The sequence below is a fragment of the Rhizobium acaciae genome (assembly GCF_025941625.1).
Lineage (GTDB): Bacteria > Pseudomonadota > Alphaproteobacteria > Rhizobiales > Rhizobiaceae > Rhizobium > Rhizobium acaciae.
The window spans coordinates 1-15794 of the sequence record NZ_JAPCZO010000016.1 but is presented as its reverse complement, the minus strand read 5'-3'; the positions used below and the strand labels follow the sequence as shown (position 1 = coordinate 15794).

Genomic DNA, 15794 nt, shown 5'->3' with positions numbered 1-15794 from the left:
GGAAAGATGAGAAACAGCTTCTTCTGCATCGACGCGCATACATCAGGAAATCCCGTGCGCCTTGTCGCCGCAGGCGGTCCGCTGCTTCCGCATGCGCCGATCGGTGAGCGTCGGGAGATTTTTGTCCGGGACCATGACTGGGTGCGCCAGGCGCTGATGTTCGAGCCAAGGGGACACGACATCATGTCAGGCGCGATCATCTATCCGGCCTATCGGGAGGATTGCGATTTCGCCGTGCTTTTCATCGAAGTGAGCGGCTGCCTGCCGATGTGCGGCGCCGGCACCATCGGCACCGTGACCGCCGCGATCGAGGAGGGGCTCGTCAAGCCGCGGGAGCCCGGCCGGGTTGCCATCGAGACGCCTGCAGGAAGGGTCGACGTCACTTATGAGGAGAAGGGCGGATATGTCGAATCCGTTCGTCTCCACAATGTTGCGAGCTATCTTCATGAGGCTGATGTCGAGGTCGATGTGCCGGGAATGGGCCGTCTGCGCGTCGACCTCTCCTATGGCGGCAACTATTATGCAGTCATCGAACCTCAGGAAAACTGGAGCGGGCTCGAGGGCATGACCGCATCCGACATCGTCGGTTGCAGCCAGAAGCTCAGGTCAGCGCTTGCCGATATCTGCGATCCCATTCATCCCGACGACGCCAGGATACGCGGCGTGCATCACGCCATCTGGTGCGACCGCCCGGTGAATTACGTCTCGGATGGACGCTGCGCCGTCTTTTATGGCGAGAAGGCCATCGATCGCTCGCCGGGCGGAACCGGCACCTCCGCCCGGATGGCCCAGCTCTACGGGAAGGGACGGCTTGCCGTCGGGTCGAGATACCGCCATGAAAGCCTGATCGGAACCGTCTTCGAGGGGCGGGTCGAAGCCGAGGCGAGTATTGGACCCTACAGCGGCATTCTTCCAAGCATCGGAGGCTGGGCGCGCGTCATCGGACACAACACCATTTTCGTTGACGATCGTGATCCGCTGGCGCACGGTTTTCAGATTCGATGAGCGCATTCAGAAACGGTGATAAGATGACTATGCGACCCGGGCAGCATCGACAGGCCGACGACGCCGCGAAGTCGGCTGGCCGGCTCAAGGTGGGCTTCGTTCTGGCGCGATCGTTCACGCTGTCCGCCTTCGCCCTCTTCGTGGACACGCTGCGGCTCGCCAGCGACGAGCAGGATCGTTCCGGAAGGGTGCTTGCCGACTGGCAGGTGATCGGCAGCACGCGGCACCTGATCACTGCGAGCTGCGGCGTCCAGGTCGCTCCGACGTCCGATTTCGTCGATCCGTCGAAGTTCGATTACATCGTGGTTGTCGGCGGCCTTTTGACGGTTGAGAACCCCGTCGACCAGGAGACCATCGCTTTTCTCAAGCAAGCGGACGCCAAGAAGGTGCCGCTGATCGGCGTGTGCACGGGTTCGTTCATTCTTGCTGCGGCAGGCCTGATGAAGCGGCACGAATGCTGTGTGAGCTGGCTGCACTACAAGGAGTTTCGGGAGCGGTTCCCTGAGCTTAGCGTTCGTTCCGACCGGCTCTTCAATCTCGATCGCCAGCGCGGATCGTGCGCAGGCGGCAGCAGCTCCGCCGACATGGCGGCATTGCTGGTCAGGAAATGCATCAGCCGCGACGCCGAACGAAACGCGCTGGAGGTCCTTCAGATCGAAAAAGCCCGGACTTCAGCGGACATACAGCCCAGGCGTCCGCTCTACGACGACTATGACGACGCCCGCGTCAAGGCGGCGATGATCACGATGGAACAGTTCGTCGACGGCAGCATCTCAATTCAGAAGCTTGCCGCCACGGTTGGCCTGTCTCGGCGGCAACTGGAGAGGATCTTCATCGACAAGACGGGAATGTCTCCTGCCAAAGCCTACAATCGTGTTCGCATGGAGCGGGCGAAATCGATCCTTGCCCAGTCGAAGGCGCCAATGATCGAGATCGCGCTGGACGTCGGCTTTGAAAACGCCTCGCAGTTCACCAGAACCTTCAAGCGCACATTCGGGCAAACGCCATCGCAGCATCGCGCAGCCGCTTTGAGAGCGCACTAGAACAGGATGATTTTAGGCCGGGTCGGCCTAAAGTCTGAATCCTGTTCTACATTAAATAGTTAGAGCATGATGTCGTCCGAAAACCGCTCACACTTTTCGGCATCATGCTCTAGGCTTATTCAGATATCTTCCCACGGAAACGTGTCCAGCCGCACCGCTCCCCTTGCCGTGATCAGCGCCTGGGTTTCCAGCTTGATGCTCTCGGATCCGGCTTCGGCGATCAGGCTTTCGACGTTGAGCACCATGTTCTCCTCGATGCAGCCGCTGAAGTTCGGGTCGAAATCCGGATGCAGAAGGATCCCCGGCCATTCGTCCGCCATTCCGGTTCCGTGCAGAGCAAGCGTGTATCGATAAGGCTGGTATTTCTCCGGAATCCGCCACGACAGTTCGTTGAATTCCTGGAACGTCATCCCGGGCCTGATGATTGAAAGATTGTGCTCGATCTGATCCCGGGCGGCGGCGTAAAGTTCCTTCTGCTTGGCGCTCATCGCGACGTGTCCCGCTGTCCACGAGCGCGAGAGATCGGCGCAATAGCCGTAGGGTCCGATCATGTCGGTGTCGAAAGATATCATCTCCCCGCGTTTGATGACGTAGTCCGAACATTCCTGATACCAGGGGTTCGTTCTCGGGCCTGCGGTCAAGAGCTTGGTCTCGAGCCACTCGCCACCGCTGCGTGCGTTTTCGAAGTGAAGCTCGGCCCAGATCTCTCTTTCGGTGCGGCCCGGTTCAGAAATCTCGTACATCCGCGCCATGCCTGCTTCGCAGACACGGATCGTCCATCGCATCAGCTCGATCTCCTCGGTGCTCTTGATGGATCGCGCCCGCTCGGCCAGTTCCTGGCCGTCTAAGAGCATGAAGCCGCGTTCCCGCAATTCGAACGCGCCGGCGGGTTCGAGCCTGTCCACCGCCACGCGTTTGTTACCGCCATTGCGGCTTACGAGGTCCGCGACCTCGTCCGCCCAGGCTTTCAGGCGAGGTTCCATAAGGTTCCCGGCCGTGAAGAATATCCATGACTTCGCCGGCCGGATCTCGTCGATGCCGGGAAGCCCGTCATTGACATGGTCGGCGCCTTCGAATTCGAAAAGTATGGCCGGACCATCGGCCAGGATCAGAGCGTAACGCGAGGCGTTGTGCATCGTCCAAATGCTCATATTCGATGAATCGAAGGCATATCGGATGTTGACGGGGTCGTAGAGAAGCAGGGCGCCGCAGTCCCATTCGCGCATTTTCCTGCGCAGGCGCTCCAGACGATAGCGGCGAGCCAGATCGAGCGTCGCGGCCGGCACAGGACTGATAAGAGGCCGGTCGGCTCCTTCAGGATTGAAATATGCCTGCTTTCGCTCGTCCTTGAAGACCGTCGAGCCGGTCAACTCGGCGGAATCGCTTTCCTCTCGCAGCATCTCAGTCAGTCCCTGTTGTCGGTGAGTGACAGTGTCAGCGCTCGATGACCAGATCGCTGAGCGGCTTGGAGCAACAGGGCAGGAAGAAGCCGGCGTCGATTTCCCGCTGGCGAATTCCGCCATTGTGGTTCATGTCGACCGTGCCTGATGTAAGCTTCGACTTGCAGGTGCCGCAGACGCCATTCGCGCAGGACGACGGGATCCTGACGCCTGACTTCTTCGCGCATGAGAGCACGCTCTGGTCGCCGGAGACGTCGATGCTGCGGGCCTGCTTGGAGAAGGTGACCTGAAAGACCTTGGCAGCGGCCTGAACCGCAGGGATTTCGGGTTCGTCGATGACCGCGGCGTCGAAGCTTTCCTCCAGGTAGTTCGAGCCGGGCACGCCGAGTTCGGCGGCAATGGTGCGCGCGGCGGCCATGAACGGGGCGGGGCCGCAGCACATCACGGTTCGCTCGGCGATATCGGGAACCGCAAGCCTGATATAGTCTTTCGAAATGCGACCGGTCAGACCGGGCCAGGACGGCTCGCCGGCCACGGTCTCCGGGAGGAAATGCAGGCGAAGGCCTTTCAGCCTGCGGGCGATGCAGGCCAGTTCGTCGCGAAAGATCAGATCCTGCGGCGTTCGGCCGGCATGCATGAAGACGACATCGGCAGGTTCGCAACTGTCGGCGAGTTCCCGCAGAATGGACATGACGGGGGTAATGCCGGAGCCGCCGGACAAAAGCAGAAGCTTGCGTCCCGACGTCTCTGGCCTGACGAAGTGGCCGAGCGGTCCGTTCGCCTTGACGGTCGCGCCGGGAACCAGGGTGTCATGAAGCCAGTTGGAGATCTTTCCGCCGGGAACGCGCTTCACCGTCACGGAGAAGGCGTTCGTCCGATGCGGCGAGGAGGAGATGCTGTAGCACCTGTTTTCAGCGTCTCCATTCTGTTCCAGGTCGAACAGAAAATACTGCCCGGCCTTGAACGCGAACCGCTTGCCTTCGCGCGATGCGAAGGTGAATGTCTTGACGTCGTGGGTTTCCTGCTGAACGTCGAGGCAGACGAGTGCATCGTCTTCCTCCGGGTTCCAGACGTCGTCAAGGGCGGCCCTGGCTGCGGGCATCTGCGGGCTCCTAGTATCCATGGGCGCGCATCCGATCGATGTACCAGCTGGCGAACTTGTCGAGATTCGTCTCGGAAAAGCGGGAGTAGGGGCCGGGCTGATAGGCCGGGTCGAGAGTGCCTGCATGGGAGCGCGCGACGAGATCGGCGTCCTGGTCCGTGGTCGCCACCCAGACATCCGTCAGCTTGTCGAGATCGTAATCCACGCCTTCGACGGCGTCCTTGTGGACCAGCCACTTGGTTCTCACAAGCGTCTTGCCTGCGGAGAGCGGAATGACGGTTGCCACCACGGCATGGTCGCCCATGAAGTGGTTCCAGCTGTTGTGGCCCCAAAGATGCGTGTCGCCGAGATCCTTGCGGGTCATATGCCCAAGAAGCTTGGAGGATGCGGCGGTGGCGTCGTGGGTCTGGGATTCGCCGGCGCCTGCGATGATCAGCCGCTGGGTGCGGAAGTTGGTGGCGCAGTCGGCGAGCTGCTCGACGGCCGCTGAGGGGAAGCCGTCGGACTCCCAGGCCTTCGTCCGCTCTTCATACAGCCTCAAATGCTCCTCGGCCTGTTCGCGATCCTCCTGGCTCAACGTCTCGGGGTCGAAGCCGAAGTCGAGGTCGACGAAGGAGACGCAGAGCTCCGGATGGTTCGCGGAGCAATGGTAGCATTCGCGATTGTTTTCCATCGTGAGCTTCCAGTTGCCATCCTCGATGACGTCCGTTTGGAAGGCAACCTTTGCGTTCCGGATGTCGTAGGGGGCAAGGCGTTCGGTCATGGTCTGTTCGAGGATGGCGATGTCCTCGGGCGGATTGTCGGAGAGACAGACATAAATCAGCCCGCCGATCGACTTGAAAGTGACGGGCTTGAGGCTCCGACACTCCTTGTCGAAGTCCTTGCCCATGTGCGGCGCGTAGCTCAGTTCACCCGTCAGTTCATATGTCCAGGTGTGATAGGGACAGACGAGTTTTGAGACGATCGCCTTGCCCGGATCGAGAAGGCGGGAGCCGCGATGGCGGCAGACATTGTGCAGGACGCGAATTTCTCCGTCGTCGTCACGCAGAAGGATCAGGCTCGTCTTGCCGATATCGATGACCGTGGCATCACCGGGTTCGGGAACATCGCAATCGAGACCGACGCAGATCCAGTGATTGCGGAAGAAGACGTCGATGTCTGCTTCGAACACGTCTTCTCTGACGTAAAGGCCGGCCGGCAGCGAGTGACCATTGGCACGAGCGTCGAGAAGGGCGGAAATGGAAGATGGGAGCTTGTTTAGCATCAGAACCTCTTATGCGAGAGTTTCCCCAGATTGCCCTTGTAGTTCCGGTGTTTCAACGGCATAAAAAATTAGGTTCGCATGAGTTTTTATCATGCGATGAGGAGTTCTGTGATGCACTTTAGAAGACGGATCCCGTCGCTGACGGCACTGGTGACCCTGGAGGCGGTGCTCAGAAAGAAGAGCTTCACCACGGCTGCGACCGAATTGGGTGTCACGCAGGCGGCGGTCAGCAGGCAGATTGCATTGCTGGAGGAGGAGTTCGGCCAGCCCTTATTCGTGCGCAAACATCGAGCGATCGAGCCGACGGCGGCATGCATCAACCTCGGCGCCACGCTGGCCAAGAGCTTTGCCGATATTGCCGAGAGCGTGGAGGCGCTCCAGTCGCGCAGCCAGGACGTGCTGACCATAGGGGCGACCGTTGCATTCTCTTCTTTCTGGCTGCTGCCGCGGCTGGCCGAGTTTCGCCGTGCGAACCCCGGCATCCTGGTGCGGGTGATATCCCAGGACAGCCCGATCGCTCTCGATGACGGAGAAGTCGATGTGGCAATTCGATATGGTGTGCCTCCCTTCAGCGATAGCACCGTCATCGCCTCGCACGGCGACGTCATCTGCCCGGTCTGCTCTCCCGACTATCTCAAGCGTCGCGGCGATGGTCCGCTCGGCTCCGCCGACGAATTCATCGAGACGGACGTTCTCGATCGCTCCTGGTATAGCTGGGCGCAGTGGTTTTCGCTCACCGGCGCCCACCTCGAGGTAAAGCCGTCGCTTCGGTTCAACCACTATACCGAAACCATCGCAGCCGCGCGCGCCGGGCAAGGGATTGCATTGGGATGGCGTATGCTGGTGGGCACCTTTCTGGAAGATGGAACCCTGGTGCAGGTCGACGGCGGCGAGCTTGCCGCGGAGAATCGTTACAACGTGATCGTGCCCGTCAAAGCCAAGCGAAGCAACGCACGCGACCTTGCCGCCGCCTGGCTGGCGGCATCACTGCACGGTTGATCGAAGCGTGTTCACAAGCCCAGTCCCACGGTTGCCGTTCGGTGAACGCCTTTAGGGACGAAGGCGAAGCGATCCGCCAGTCCCAGGAAATCGGCCGCTAGGTGAATGACGGACAGCCACATTTCCGTTCCCTGCAAGCTCGGTTCAGCACCATCGGCAAACGGGAATCCCTCGCCATCCCGCCATCTATCCAACGCCCTCGATATGACCTTGCGGGCGATCGCCTCGCCGTCGGCCCGCCTGTAGTCGGTCTGCCGGGCAATCAGCAGCAGAGGATGAATCGTATCGAGCAGGTTGCACGCATTGTATTTTGCAGCAACGAAGCCCTTGTGGTTGCGATAGTTGAGATGAACCGTTTCGAGTGAGGCGTGCGGGTGGGGAAGCGCCACGCCGAACTGGGCGTAGGTGCCGCGCGTCAGGCGATAAAAGCCGTTGACCGGTTGAAGCCATCCTTCCGCCGCGGTCGGTTCACCCCACAGTCCCGAAACGCTGTTGGCATTCCGGCCCAGCCACTCGAAAAGCGCCTGCCGTGAATGCCTGATGCCGAAATACCTAGCATTGAAGTACATGGCGGTTCCGATCGCATCGACGACGCTTCCGGCGTGCCATGCCCGGGTCGACCAGGGCAGGGCGCTCAGCCATTCATCCAGCTCCCCGGCGCCGAGGTCGACCGCATGGACCAGTTGGCGCGGACCGGAACCAAGCAGTTCAAGCGCATAGCCAACCGCAAGGACGTTATAGAGCGCCTTTGAATCATCCCTCAGCGCCTTGCCATGCATGCGCGCATGCTCTTCCGGGAAAAGGCCGGTCTCTCGGTCCTGAAGACCTTGGAGACGCTCGACTGTCTCCGCCGCATCGAGATCGGGCGGCAGGTGGCCGAAGCCGGCAGCGATCTCGATTGCATCGCAGAGATGCCGGATCGCCGGTCTCTGGATGCCGTCTGCCTCCAGCGATTCATAGGCTCCGTCCGTTTTCCAGCGTGCAAGGATGTCCGGCCATTGGTCCTGCGCTTTCTGGCCGAGCCTGACCAAATGATCTTCGATGTCGCCGGTGCCGGTTTTCCGGGGCGCCGAGCCTCGGCTCCGCAGCACCCGGGCCGGTACGCCACCGGCAATCGCCATGGCGGGAATATCTCCCGTGACCACCGCTCCGGCGGCGATCACCGCGCCGTTTCCAATCGTGGCGCCATCGAGGATCACGCAATTGGCGCCGATCCAGACATCGTCGCCGATCACAATGCCGATGCTGACGACCCCCTGGCGGTGTATAGGAATGGTCGGGTCGTCGAAGCCATGATTGAAGCCGACGATCGAGGCATGCGAAGCAATCCGCACGCCATTGCCGCACGTCACCATGCCGGAAACACAGGCATAGGGATTGATGGTGCAATCGTCGCCGAGGGTCACATGGCCGCGAACGAGCGCGTGTCCGGCGATCCACGACCGCTCGCCCATCGTCAGGCTTTCGGTGAAGACTGCGGCATTCTCGGCGATGTAGGACGTCTCGGCCAGTTCCGCATCGCATGATCGCCTGAGTTCCGCCTTGCGGGCGAGGTGAGTGGGATGACGGAGGTCAGACGCAATGTGTTCCCAGGTCAGGTATTGAAGCCTGCGCGCTTCGCTCTCTTCGCTTGTCGAGGTTTGCTGGCTATTGACGTGATCCATCCTGCTCCTCATTCCCAGGTTCAACCGCCGAATATTCGTCTGATTCAGCGATCCATTGCCTCGCTGCATCAGACGGCCTGATCCGTCCAAAAAGCCGCAACTTGTCGGGGCTGCTGGCCTTGCTACCTAGGAAGAAATCGACCGAAATCCCATCGGTCTCGTTTCCATCGAAGGAGTTCGCTGCCTTGTTATCGCTGAACGTCACCTTAACCTGCAATGGCCCTTATATATCTTTGAACAGACCGATCCACGACACGTGAGCCATCTGATTTGATCGTTCTCCCCGTGAATGCGCCGTAAATCGACTCAAATCGATATGGCCGTACGGCTTCCGATATGCCTTCCACAGTTCTGGCGTTGAGCGGAATGAGGTTCGGATAGCTGCGCATGAAGCTCACATACTGACGATCCAGGGTGACTTGCATCGTGTCGCCCACGAATAGAGCGCCCCGCCCAGCTTCCAGCCAGGGACAGTGAAGCACCGAACTGCCAGCGAAATGCCCACCGCAACGAATTACGGTCGCCGGACCGACTTGCAGAGTTTCACCCTTCCAAAGGCGAAGTGCCGAACCAGGTCTCTGTACCCATTCGCCGTCATCGGCGTGGAGATAGATCGGCACGTCGCCGAAGGCTTTGCTCCACTCGACCATCGAAGAATAGAAGTGCGGGTGTGAAATTGCGATCGCCGTAAGACCGCCCATCGCAGCAATTTGGGCCGCACTCGCCTCGTCAACGAGGCTGAGGCAATCCCAAAGAATGTTGCCATCCGGTCCCTCGATGAGGAAGGCGCGCTGGTCAATTGCGAAGGCAGGTGAGATCTGCAGGCTGTGAACACCCTGCGCTTCTTGGTTCCAGATCACACTGTGTGTCCGGCTGATTGCCGCCATATCCGTCCACCTTTGCCCCGACTGGGGCACGAACTGACGGTCGTCCTCGCAGACCGGGCAGGCTCGCGGCGGCTCAGATCTCTCGCTGAACTGAGCGCCGCAGGCGGCACAGATAAAACAAGTCATGCTCAAATCCTCAACAGGTTTGGGTGTGCCTCCGCATCGCCAGCAAAACATGCAGCAGATGTGGAATGTTCCCATCATGTAGTATTGCGACATGGGAGATTGGAAGGTGCCAGTGAGGCTAGCCCTCGGCCGTGCATGAAGTCGCCACCGGTCTTGGGACGATGGGGCCTCAAGCCGAGTGAAATGGGTGAGGCGCACGGAAGCCAGGCTAAAACGTTGTCGCTGACGTAACGGAAGAATCGGACTCGCAGAATGAGCATAGCCGCCCTTATAGCTTATCGAGTGCGGCCTGTTCGATCGCCGGCACTCCTGACATGGCAAGATAGGCGCCACTCAGCATTACGACGATCTGCAAAGACGTCACATGCCACGCACCGATGATCGGCAACGTGCTGAGCCATCTGGAAACCTTGAGGCGAGTTATGCCGCGTTCAGAAGTTCAGCGCTGACCGGCATTCCCATATGAAAGCCCTGGACGCGGTCGATACGAAGATCCTTGAGAAGGGAAAATTGTGCTGCAGTTTCGACGCCTTCCACCAGGATCGTATTCCCACGATTGCGGATGAGAGCAATCATGTCCTGAAGCATCACCAGACCGCGTGGGTTCGAGCAGTCGTGCAGGAAGGTTCTATCGACCTTGACCGTCTGAAACTCGATTGCCCTCAGCCAAGAGAGGCCCGCGAAGCCGCAGCCGAAGTCGTCAAGCCAGATTTCGACGCCGAGTGCCCGCAGATCGGCGATGCATTTCAGCACCTCCGCCTGCATATCCATGTCCAGGCCCTCGGTGACTTCCAAGGCCAGCCGCGACCCGCAGACCCCGCACCGAGCAAGGATATCAGCGACACTGGCAGCAAAGCCGGGGGAACGCAGTTGTATCGGCGACACGTTGACGCTGACGGTCGCCATGCGATCGGTCATCAGTATATCACGGCATGCCGTCTCGATCGCCCACCTGCCTAGTTCGAGGATAGCGCCACTTCGTTCCGCAACGGGAATGAATGTCTTCGGCGAAACTGCGGTGCCGTCCGGCATCCTCAGGCGCATCAAAGCCTCGACAGCTTTTGCTTTCCCGTTCGTCACGTCGAAGATCGGTTGGTACACCAGCGAGACCAGTTTGCGATCGATGGCGGCCGCGAGTAGCGGGACGAGTTTGCCAGCATGGTCGTCGGGGCGAGGCAAAAACGGATCAAAACTGCGAATGCAGTTTCGGCCACTTGCTTTGGCATTGTAGAGAGCGAGGTCGGCTTCACGTACTAATCGTTCAACTTTCTCTCCCACTTTCTCGCGGGTGAAGGCGACGCCGATGCTGACGGTTACGGTCGACATATCATCCGGTCGCTCGTCGTGAGCAATCGCAAGAGACTCGACTTCGAGTCTGATCTTCTCGGCGAGAGTCATCGCGATTTTGGGGAGGGCAGACGGCATGACCACGATAAACTCCTCGCCACCGTACCTGCCGATCATGCCATCGGAAGACTCTACAACCGCCTTCAGCGCATTGGCGATGACAGTCAGGCATCGGTCTCCTTCCTGATGTCCGTAGCGATCATTGAAGCGCTTGAAAAAGTCGACGTCGATGAGGAACACGGAGAAGTCGCGGCGTTCGTCTTTCCAGGCGGCCCAGCATTCGTCGAGCCGCCGATCCAGCGCGCGTCTGTTGCCGATGCCTGTCAGGTAGTCAGTATGTGAAAGCTCGAGCAGTGACCTTCCGCGCTCGGACGCTTCCCAGTGCTGGTGGCGAGCCTCCGCCGCGTTCAGCAACACGTTTCGACGCTCCACGTTCAATCGCCAATTGACGAAAGACGTGAAGGCAAAGCACGAAATGTAGAACATCCCGAAGGCAAGCTTGTAGGTTTGGCTTGAAGGAAAAAATTCCACGATCGTAATGAAAAATGCGCATAGAACGAGGCCCGAGGTGATCACCGAAAGCCGAAACGGGAAACTGAAAAAGAGGTTGGCGCCCATCATGAAGATGGCGCCGAATATCATGTAGTATGACATGGCGGTGACGTCGCGGGTAGCAATCGCCGGGTAAAGCCAGCCTACATAGCCCACAAGCAGAGCAGCGGCGCATGTGATGTCAAGCCAGACGGTTTTCGCATTTGCCAGTCGCAGAATTTCGAACGCCAGCAGCGCGATCGTTGCAACGGCGAATCGCGCGGCGATCGTCATAGGGGCAACGTCGGGGATCAGCCATCGGTCGGGAAGTGCGAAGGCCACATAAACGGCAACCGCCATCCAAAGACCTTGCCGGGAGCTCCGCCTCCGGACAGCATCATTTTCAGTTTTCAGAGATTTGAGGGCCTCGGCGAATGAAAAGCCGGCGGTTGATTCGTCGCGCTGAACGTTAGCGTAAGCCGCGATCATGCAACGACGCCAGCCTGACAACCATCTAAAGTATGTTGAAATGTAAGCCATACTTCGGCGCCCTCCAAAATCGCGTTCGGCGACCTGCAACCGGTTTGTCTTATTGCTTAGCTTTGTTAGAGGGGTAGCATCTGACCCGCAAGAGTAGAATTACCCTTATCCCGTGTGGATTCTAGTCGCATCCTATTTCGAGGTTGATTATGCTTAACGCTATATCAAGGGGATCTCGAAATGGCACAAAGCCTGGTCTTGGACGGTGAAAGTCTTGTTGCGCCCGGCGAAATTCGTCGGGTGGCAAGGAGGGTTGCTGCCCCAGATCCCGGCCAACTGATCGTTGCCAGAGCCGAGCTTGCCCTCAGCCTTGACGTGTCGATCCGTCAGTTCAAGTCCGGCGTCGAGCCCAATGCGATCATCGAGCGTCTTGCCGAGGCCTTGCATCAGATACGGCGGCGCTTTCATCCGGAGGTGTGGGACGTCATCGTTCCGATCGCGCAATCTCATCCCGTTGCTCACTATCTTCATCAAGATCCATTGACCCGCTGGTCCTTCGAAAAGCCGCGCGGCTATTCTGGCGACGCACGCCTTCTCGACTTCATCTACGGCAGACCTGAAATCGAGGACGCCGTCTTGTCAGCGAGCACTCTGGGACGCTCGATCTATGCCTACACTCGAAATGCTTCGTCATCCGTCGCGGTAAGGGAGCGTCGAGACATTCTGGCTCGCCGCGTAGACGAAATCGCTTCGACCCGACCTGGTTCCACCGAAGTTCTCGCCATCGCCGCCGGGCATCTTCGTGAGGGGCCTTTGTCGAGCGCTCTCAGCGCCGGCGCGATCAGACGCTGGGTGGCTTTGGATCAAGACCCGATAAGCGTTGGAACCGTCGCCCGCGATTTCGCCGGCACGTCCGTCGAGGCTGTGAACGGGTCGGTCAAAACCCTGCTCGGTGGGAGGCATGCGCTGGGAATGTTCGATTTCGTCTATGCCGCGGGTCTCTATGACTATTTGCCGGACGCGGTAGCCGTAAGGCTGGCCAGGAGGTGCGTCAGCATGCTTAAGCCTGGCGGCACATTCCTATTCGCCAACTTCTCCCCGGAGACCGACGTCGATGGCTATATGGAGACATTTATGAACTGGGCGCTGCTGTTGCGGTCAGAGCGAGAGATGGGCTTGATCGCCAGTGAAAGCGTGACCGGGGCGGATGTGAAGGTGTCTGTTTGGCCCGGCTCAAACCGCAGCATTGTCTACTGTGAGATTCAAAGACCGCAGTAGGCCGATGGAACCCTTGTCAAATGCGTTCTATGCGGACCGGATACGCGCCGCGCACCAGCAATGGCTCGAAGCCATTGTCGAAGCGGCCGAGCCGGATCAGCCCGTCCCAGCGGTAATCCGCGTAGAACAGGGCCAGGTTACCCCACGGTTTGAAGTAGCAAAGGTCGCCCGGCTGCTCGTTTCCGAAAGTACCGCTGCCTTCTTCGGTCAGCTTGCGCGGCAGATGGACGATCTTTTCGTTCCTGCCGTAGTCCTCGATCTTAAGGTTCAGGGGCAGGATGGAAACGAGATCGCGCGCCGTCGGATTGTTGGAGAGTGTCGCGGTCAGGGTTAGATTGTTGAAGCCTATCCTGATCCTGACGTCTGTCGCCTCGGGATCCGCCGGGCGCCGCTCGTCCTGCCCTTGCGCCACGAGAGGGAGAGCGGCGGCCGCCAAGGTTCCGCCCAGCACCGCGCGGCGGCTCATGAACTTGGATGTCATCGACATAGCGGGCCTTATCTCCTGTTTTGAGGTCTCTGAAGGTTCAGGAACGGCGACCGGCGAGCGCGGCGAGGACGGCCGAACCGGCGAGAAGGCAGGCGGCCAGAAGGAAGGTGCTCCACCATCCCACGGTGTCGAACAGCATGCCGCCAGCGAAAGCGCCGCCTGCAATGGCGAACTGGATCAGCGCCACCTGCAGTCCACCTGCCGCTTCCAATTCACCGGGAACGATGGCGGCCATCCAGGTGTTCCAGGCGACCGGAATCGGGGTCGAGAAAAATCCCCACATGACGAGCAGGAATGCCGTAACCGCTGCGAACGGCCCGAGAGCGATCAGCAGCAGGGCAAGGACAGCAAGAGCAGCCGGCAATCCTATGAGAACGAGCAGGAGATGGCGCCGGGCGACGAAGCCAATGACGGAGGTTCCAGCCAGTCCGCCGACGCCAAGGCCGAGAAGCACCATGGACAGAACATTCAATTCGAGGCCCGTGACGCCTTCGAGGAACGGACGAAGGTAAATGGACAATGCGTTCTGGCCGATGAAGGCCAGACCAGTCGCAGCCATTCCGATCGCGAATCTACGATTGCGCAGCAAACCGAATATTCTGGCGACCGAGATGGTTGATGTCGCGGGCATGCTCGGCAGGACGGCCAGTTGCCAGATGAGCCCCGCAACTGCGATCGGTACCGTGATCAGGAAGGTGCCGCGCCATCCGATCAGCCCGCCGAGAAAACTGCCGAGCGGCGCAGCAAGAACGAGCGCGAATGCCGTGCCGCCCTGAAGCAGGGCAATGGCCTTGGGCAGGTCACGGCTCGATGCCAGGCGTGCCAGAATAGCCGTCGACAGCGACCAGAAGCCGCCGATCGAAACACCGACCAGGACCCGTCCAACGAGAAAGACAAGGAAGTTGGGCGCCAACGCAACCGCCAGGCTCGAAGCAGCCAGAACCGCCGTATAAAGCAAGACGACCGTCCTCCGGTCGATCTTCGTCAAGATTGCATTGCCGAAAAGGCTGGTGCTAACCGCAAAGACTCCGGACACGGTGATCGCCAGTCCGGCCTGCCCCTCCGACACCGAGAGATCCCCCGCGATTGGGGTCAGAAGGCTCACAGGGAGAAATTCCAACCCCACCAGAAGGAAAGTGAGAAGCGAGAGACAGGTCACAGCAGACCATGAGGTCGTCTCGTCTTCCGTCAGTACGGTCTCATTGAATGTCAGCTCGACGGTCATTCACGTTCTCCTGTCCGTTGCCAGATAGATAGCCGGACTGGTTTTGCGCGACTAGAAGCTATAATCTGAATGTGGTGGTGAAGGAGATTCAACAATGCGGCGCGACGAGTTCACGGAAATGCGTGCGTTTCTGGAGGTGGCTCAAGAGCGGAGTTTCACGCGCGCTGCATCGAAACTGGGAGTCACGCGCTCGGCGCTGAGCCATACGATCAGCGCGCTCGAAGCCCGGCTCGGCGTCCGGCTTCTCTCCCGCACGACGCGTGACGTGGCTCCCACGGCGGCCGGTGCCCGGCTCGTGGAAAGCGTTCAACCGCATTTCGAAAGCATTGCCGCAGGGATCCGCGCGATCGGGGCGCTGCGTGAAAAGCCCTCGGGCCAAGTCCGGGTCGTGTGTCCCGACGATGCCGTCAACCTCGTGTTCCGTCCAAGGCTGCCGGCATTTCTGCGTGATTACCCTGATATCACCGTGGAGCTCATTATCGACAATGGTTTCACAAATATCGTAGAACGCCAGTTCGACGCCGGAGTGCGGCTCGGCGAAGCAATTGCGCGAGACATGGTGGCCGTTCGCATCGGTCCCGACGTATCCTATGTCGTGGTCGGATCACCCGAATACTTTGCGGGCCGCAGCGCGCCGTCGACCCCGCAAGACTTGACGGACCACAATTGCGTCAACCTGCGGCTTTCCACCTCAGGCGCGCTCTATGCTTGGGAGTTCGCAAAGGACGGTCGCGAATTCAGCGTTCGCGTGGAGGGCCAACTCGTGATGAGCAACATAGAACCGGCGATCGATGCCGCTCTCGATGGCGTAGCGCTATCCTATGCGCCGAGGGACCTCGTCCGACAATATCTTGACAGCGGTCAACTGAAGGAAGTGCTGACGGACTGGGCTCCAACGTTCCAGGGATATCATCTCTATTACCCCAGCCGGCGCCATCCATCCCCTGCTTTCGCCG

General features: G+C 59.7%; 13 protein-coding genes. 5 read left to right on the top strand and 8 right to left on the bottom strand.

The window, feature by feature from the left end; genetic code table 11:
* Nucleotides 1–6 precede the first annotated feature (6 nt).
* Complete coding sequence (locus OLZ32_RS24240) at nucleotides 7–1005, top strand: 4-hydroxyproline epimerase (RefSeq protein WP_264399979.1); 999 nt, start codon at nucleotides 7–9, stop codon at nucleotides 1003–1005.
* Nucleotides 1006–1034: 29 nt separating this feature from the next.
* Nucleotides 1035–2048 carry a GlxA family transcriptional regulator gene (locus tag OLZ32_RS24235; RefSeq protein WP_264399989.1) on the top strand — a complete coding sequence of 338 codons (1014 nt, stop codon included), beginning with the start codon at nucleotides 1035–1037 and terminating at the stop codon, nucleotides 2046–2048.
* A 119-nt stretch (nucleotides 2049–2167) separates the two neighbouring features.
* Here the strand turns inward: OLZ32_RS24235 and OLZ32_RS24230 are convergent, their stop codons facing one another.
* Genes OLZ32_RS24230 through OLZ32_RS24220 form a run of 3 tightly spaced genes read right to left on the bottom strand, consistent with a single transcriptional unit; the run spans nucleotide 2168 to nucleotide 5814 of the window.
* Nucleotides 2168–3448: a M24 family metallopeptidase gene (locus OLZ32_RS24230; protein ID WP_264399978.1), complete on the bottom strand. Its 1281-nt coding sequence runs from the start codon at nucleotides 3446–3448 to the stop codon at nucleotides 2168–2170.
* 34 nt (nucleotides 3449–3482) lie between these two features.
* On the bottom strand, nucleotides 3483–4550 hold the full coding sequence (locus OLZ32_RS24225) for a hybrid-cluster NAD(P)-dependent oxidoreductase (RefSeq protein WP_264399977.1): 1068 nt from the start codon (nucleotides 4548–4550) through the stop codon (nucleotides 3483–3485).
* Nucleotides 4551–4560: 10 nt separating this feature from the next.
* Nucleotides 4561–5814: an aromatic ring-hydroxylating oxygenase subunit alpha gene (locus OLZ32_RS24220; RefSeq protein ID WP_264399976.1), complete on the bottom strand. Its 1254-nt coding sequence runs from the start codon at nucleotides 5812–5814 to the stop codon at nucleotides 4561–4563.
* Between the two features lie 111 nt (nucleotides 5815–5925).
* Here OLZ32_RS24220 and OLZ32_RS24215 point away from each other — a divergent pair, with 111 nt between their 5' ends.
* Entirely contained in the window at nucleotides 5926–6813 is an 888-nt protein-coding gene (locus OLZ32_RS24215) for a LysR substrate-binding domain-containing protein (protein ID WP_264399975.1), read from the top strand.
* An 11-nt stretch (nucleotides 6814–6824) separates the two neighbouring features.
* Here OLZ32_RS24215 and OLZ32_RS24210 read toward each other — a convergent pair whose 3' ends face one another.
* From OLZ32_RS24210 to OLZ32_RS24200, 3 genes are all read right to left on the bottom strand, one after another.
* The gene (locus OLZ32_RS24210; protein WP_264399974.1) at nucleotides 6825–8477 is read right to left on the bottom strand and encodes an acyltransferase; all 1653 of its coding nucleotides are present in this window, start codon (nucleotides 8475–8477) and stop codon (nucleotides 6825–6827) included.
* A 206-nt stretch (nucleotides 8478–8683) separates the two neighbouring features.
* Complete coding sequence (locus OLZ32_RS24205; protein WP_017991565.1) at nucleotides 8684–9490, bottom strand: MBL fold metallo-hydrolase; 807 nt, start codon at nucleotides 9488–9490, stop codon at nucleotides 8684–8686.
* Between the two features lie 420 nt (nucleotides 9491–9910).
* The gene (locus OLZ32_RS24200) at nucleotides 9911–11908 is read right to left on the bottom strand and encodes a putative bifunctional diguanylate cyclase/phosphodiesterase (protein WP_264399973.1); all 1998 of its coding nucleotides are present in this window, start codon (nucleotides 11906–11908) and stop codon (nucleotides 9911–9913) included.
* Nucleotides 11909–12088: 180 nt separating this feature from the next.
* Between OLZ32_RS24200 and OLZ32_RS24195 the strand changes: the two genes are divergently transcribed.
* Entirely contained in the window at nucleotides 12089–13126 is a 1038-nt protein-coding gene (locus OLZ32_RS24195; RefSeq protein ID WP_264399972.1) for a class I SAM-dependent methyltransferase, read from the top strand.
* Between the two features lie 16 nt (nucleotides 13127–13142).
* Here the strand turns inward: OLZ32_RS24195 and OLZ32_RS24190 are convergent, their stop codons facing one another.
* Nucleotides 13143–13613: a cyclophilin-like fold protein gene (locus OLZ32_RS24190; protein ID WP_264399971.1), complete on the bottom strand. Its 471-nt coding sequence runs from the start codon at nucleotides 13611–13613 to the stop codon at nucleotides 13143–13145.
* Between the two features lie 37 nt (nucleotides 13614–13650).
* The gene (locus OLZ32_RS24185) at nucleotides 13651–14838 is read right to left on the bottom strand and encodes an MFS transporter (protein ID WP_264399970.1); all 1188 of its coding nucleotides are present in this window, start codon (nucleotides 14836–14838) and stop codon (nucleotides 13651–13653) included.
* 94 nt (nucleotides 14839–14932) lie between these two features.
* Here OLZ32_RS24185 and OLZ32_RS24180 point away from each other — a divergent pair.
* The coding region (locus OLZ32_RS24180; protein ID WP_264399969.1) for a LysR family transcriptional regulator at nucleotides 14933–15794 on the top strand (862 nt) is incomplete at its 3' end.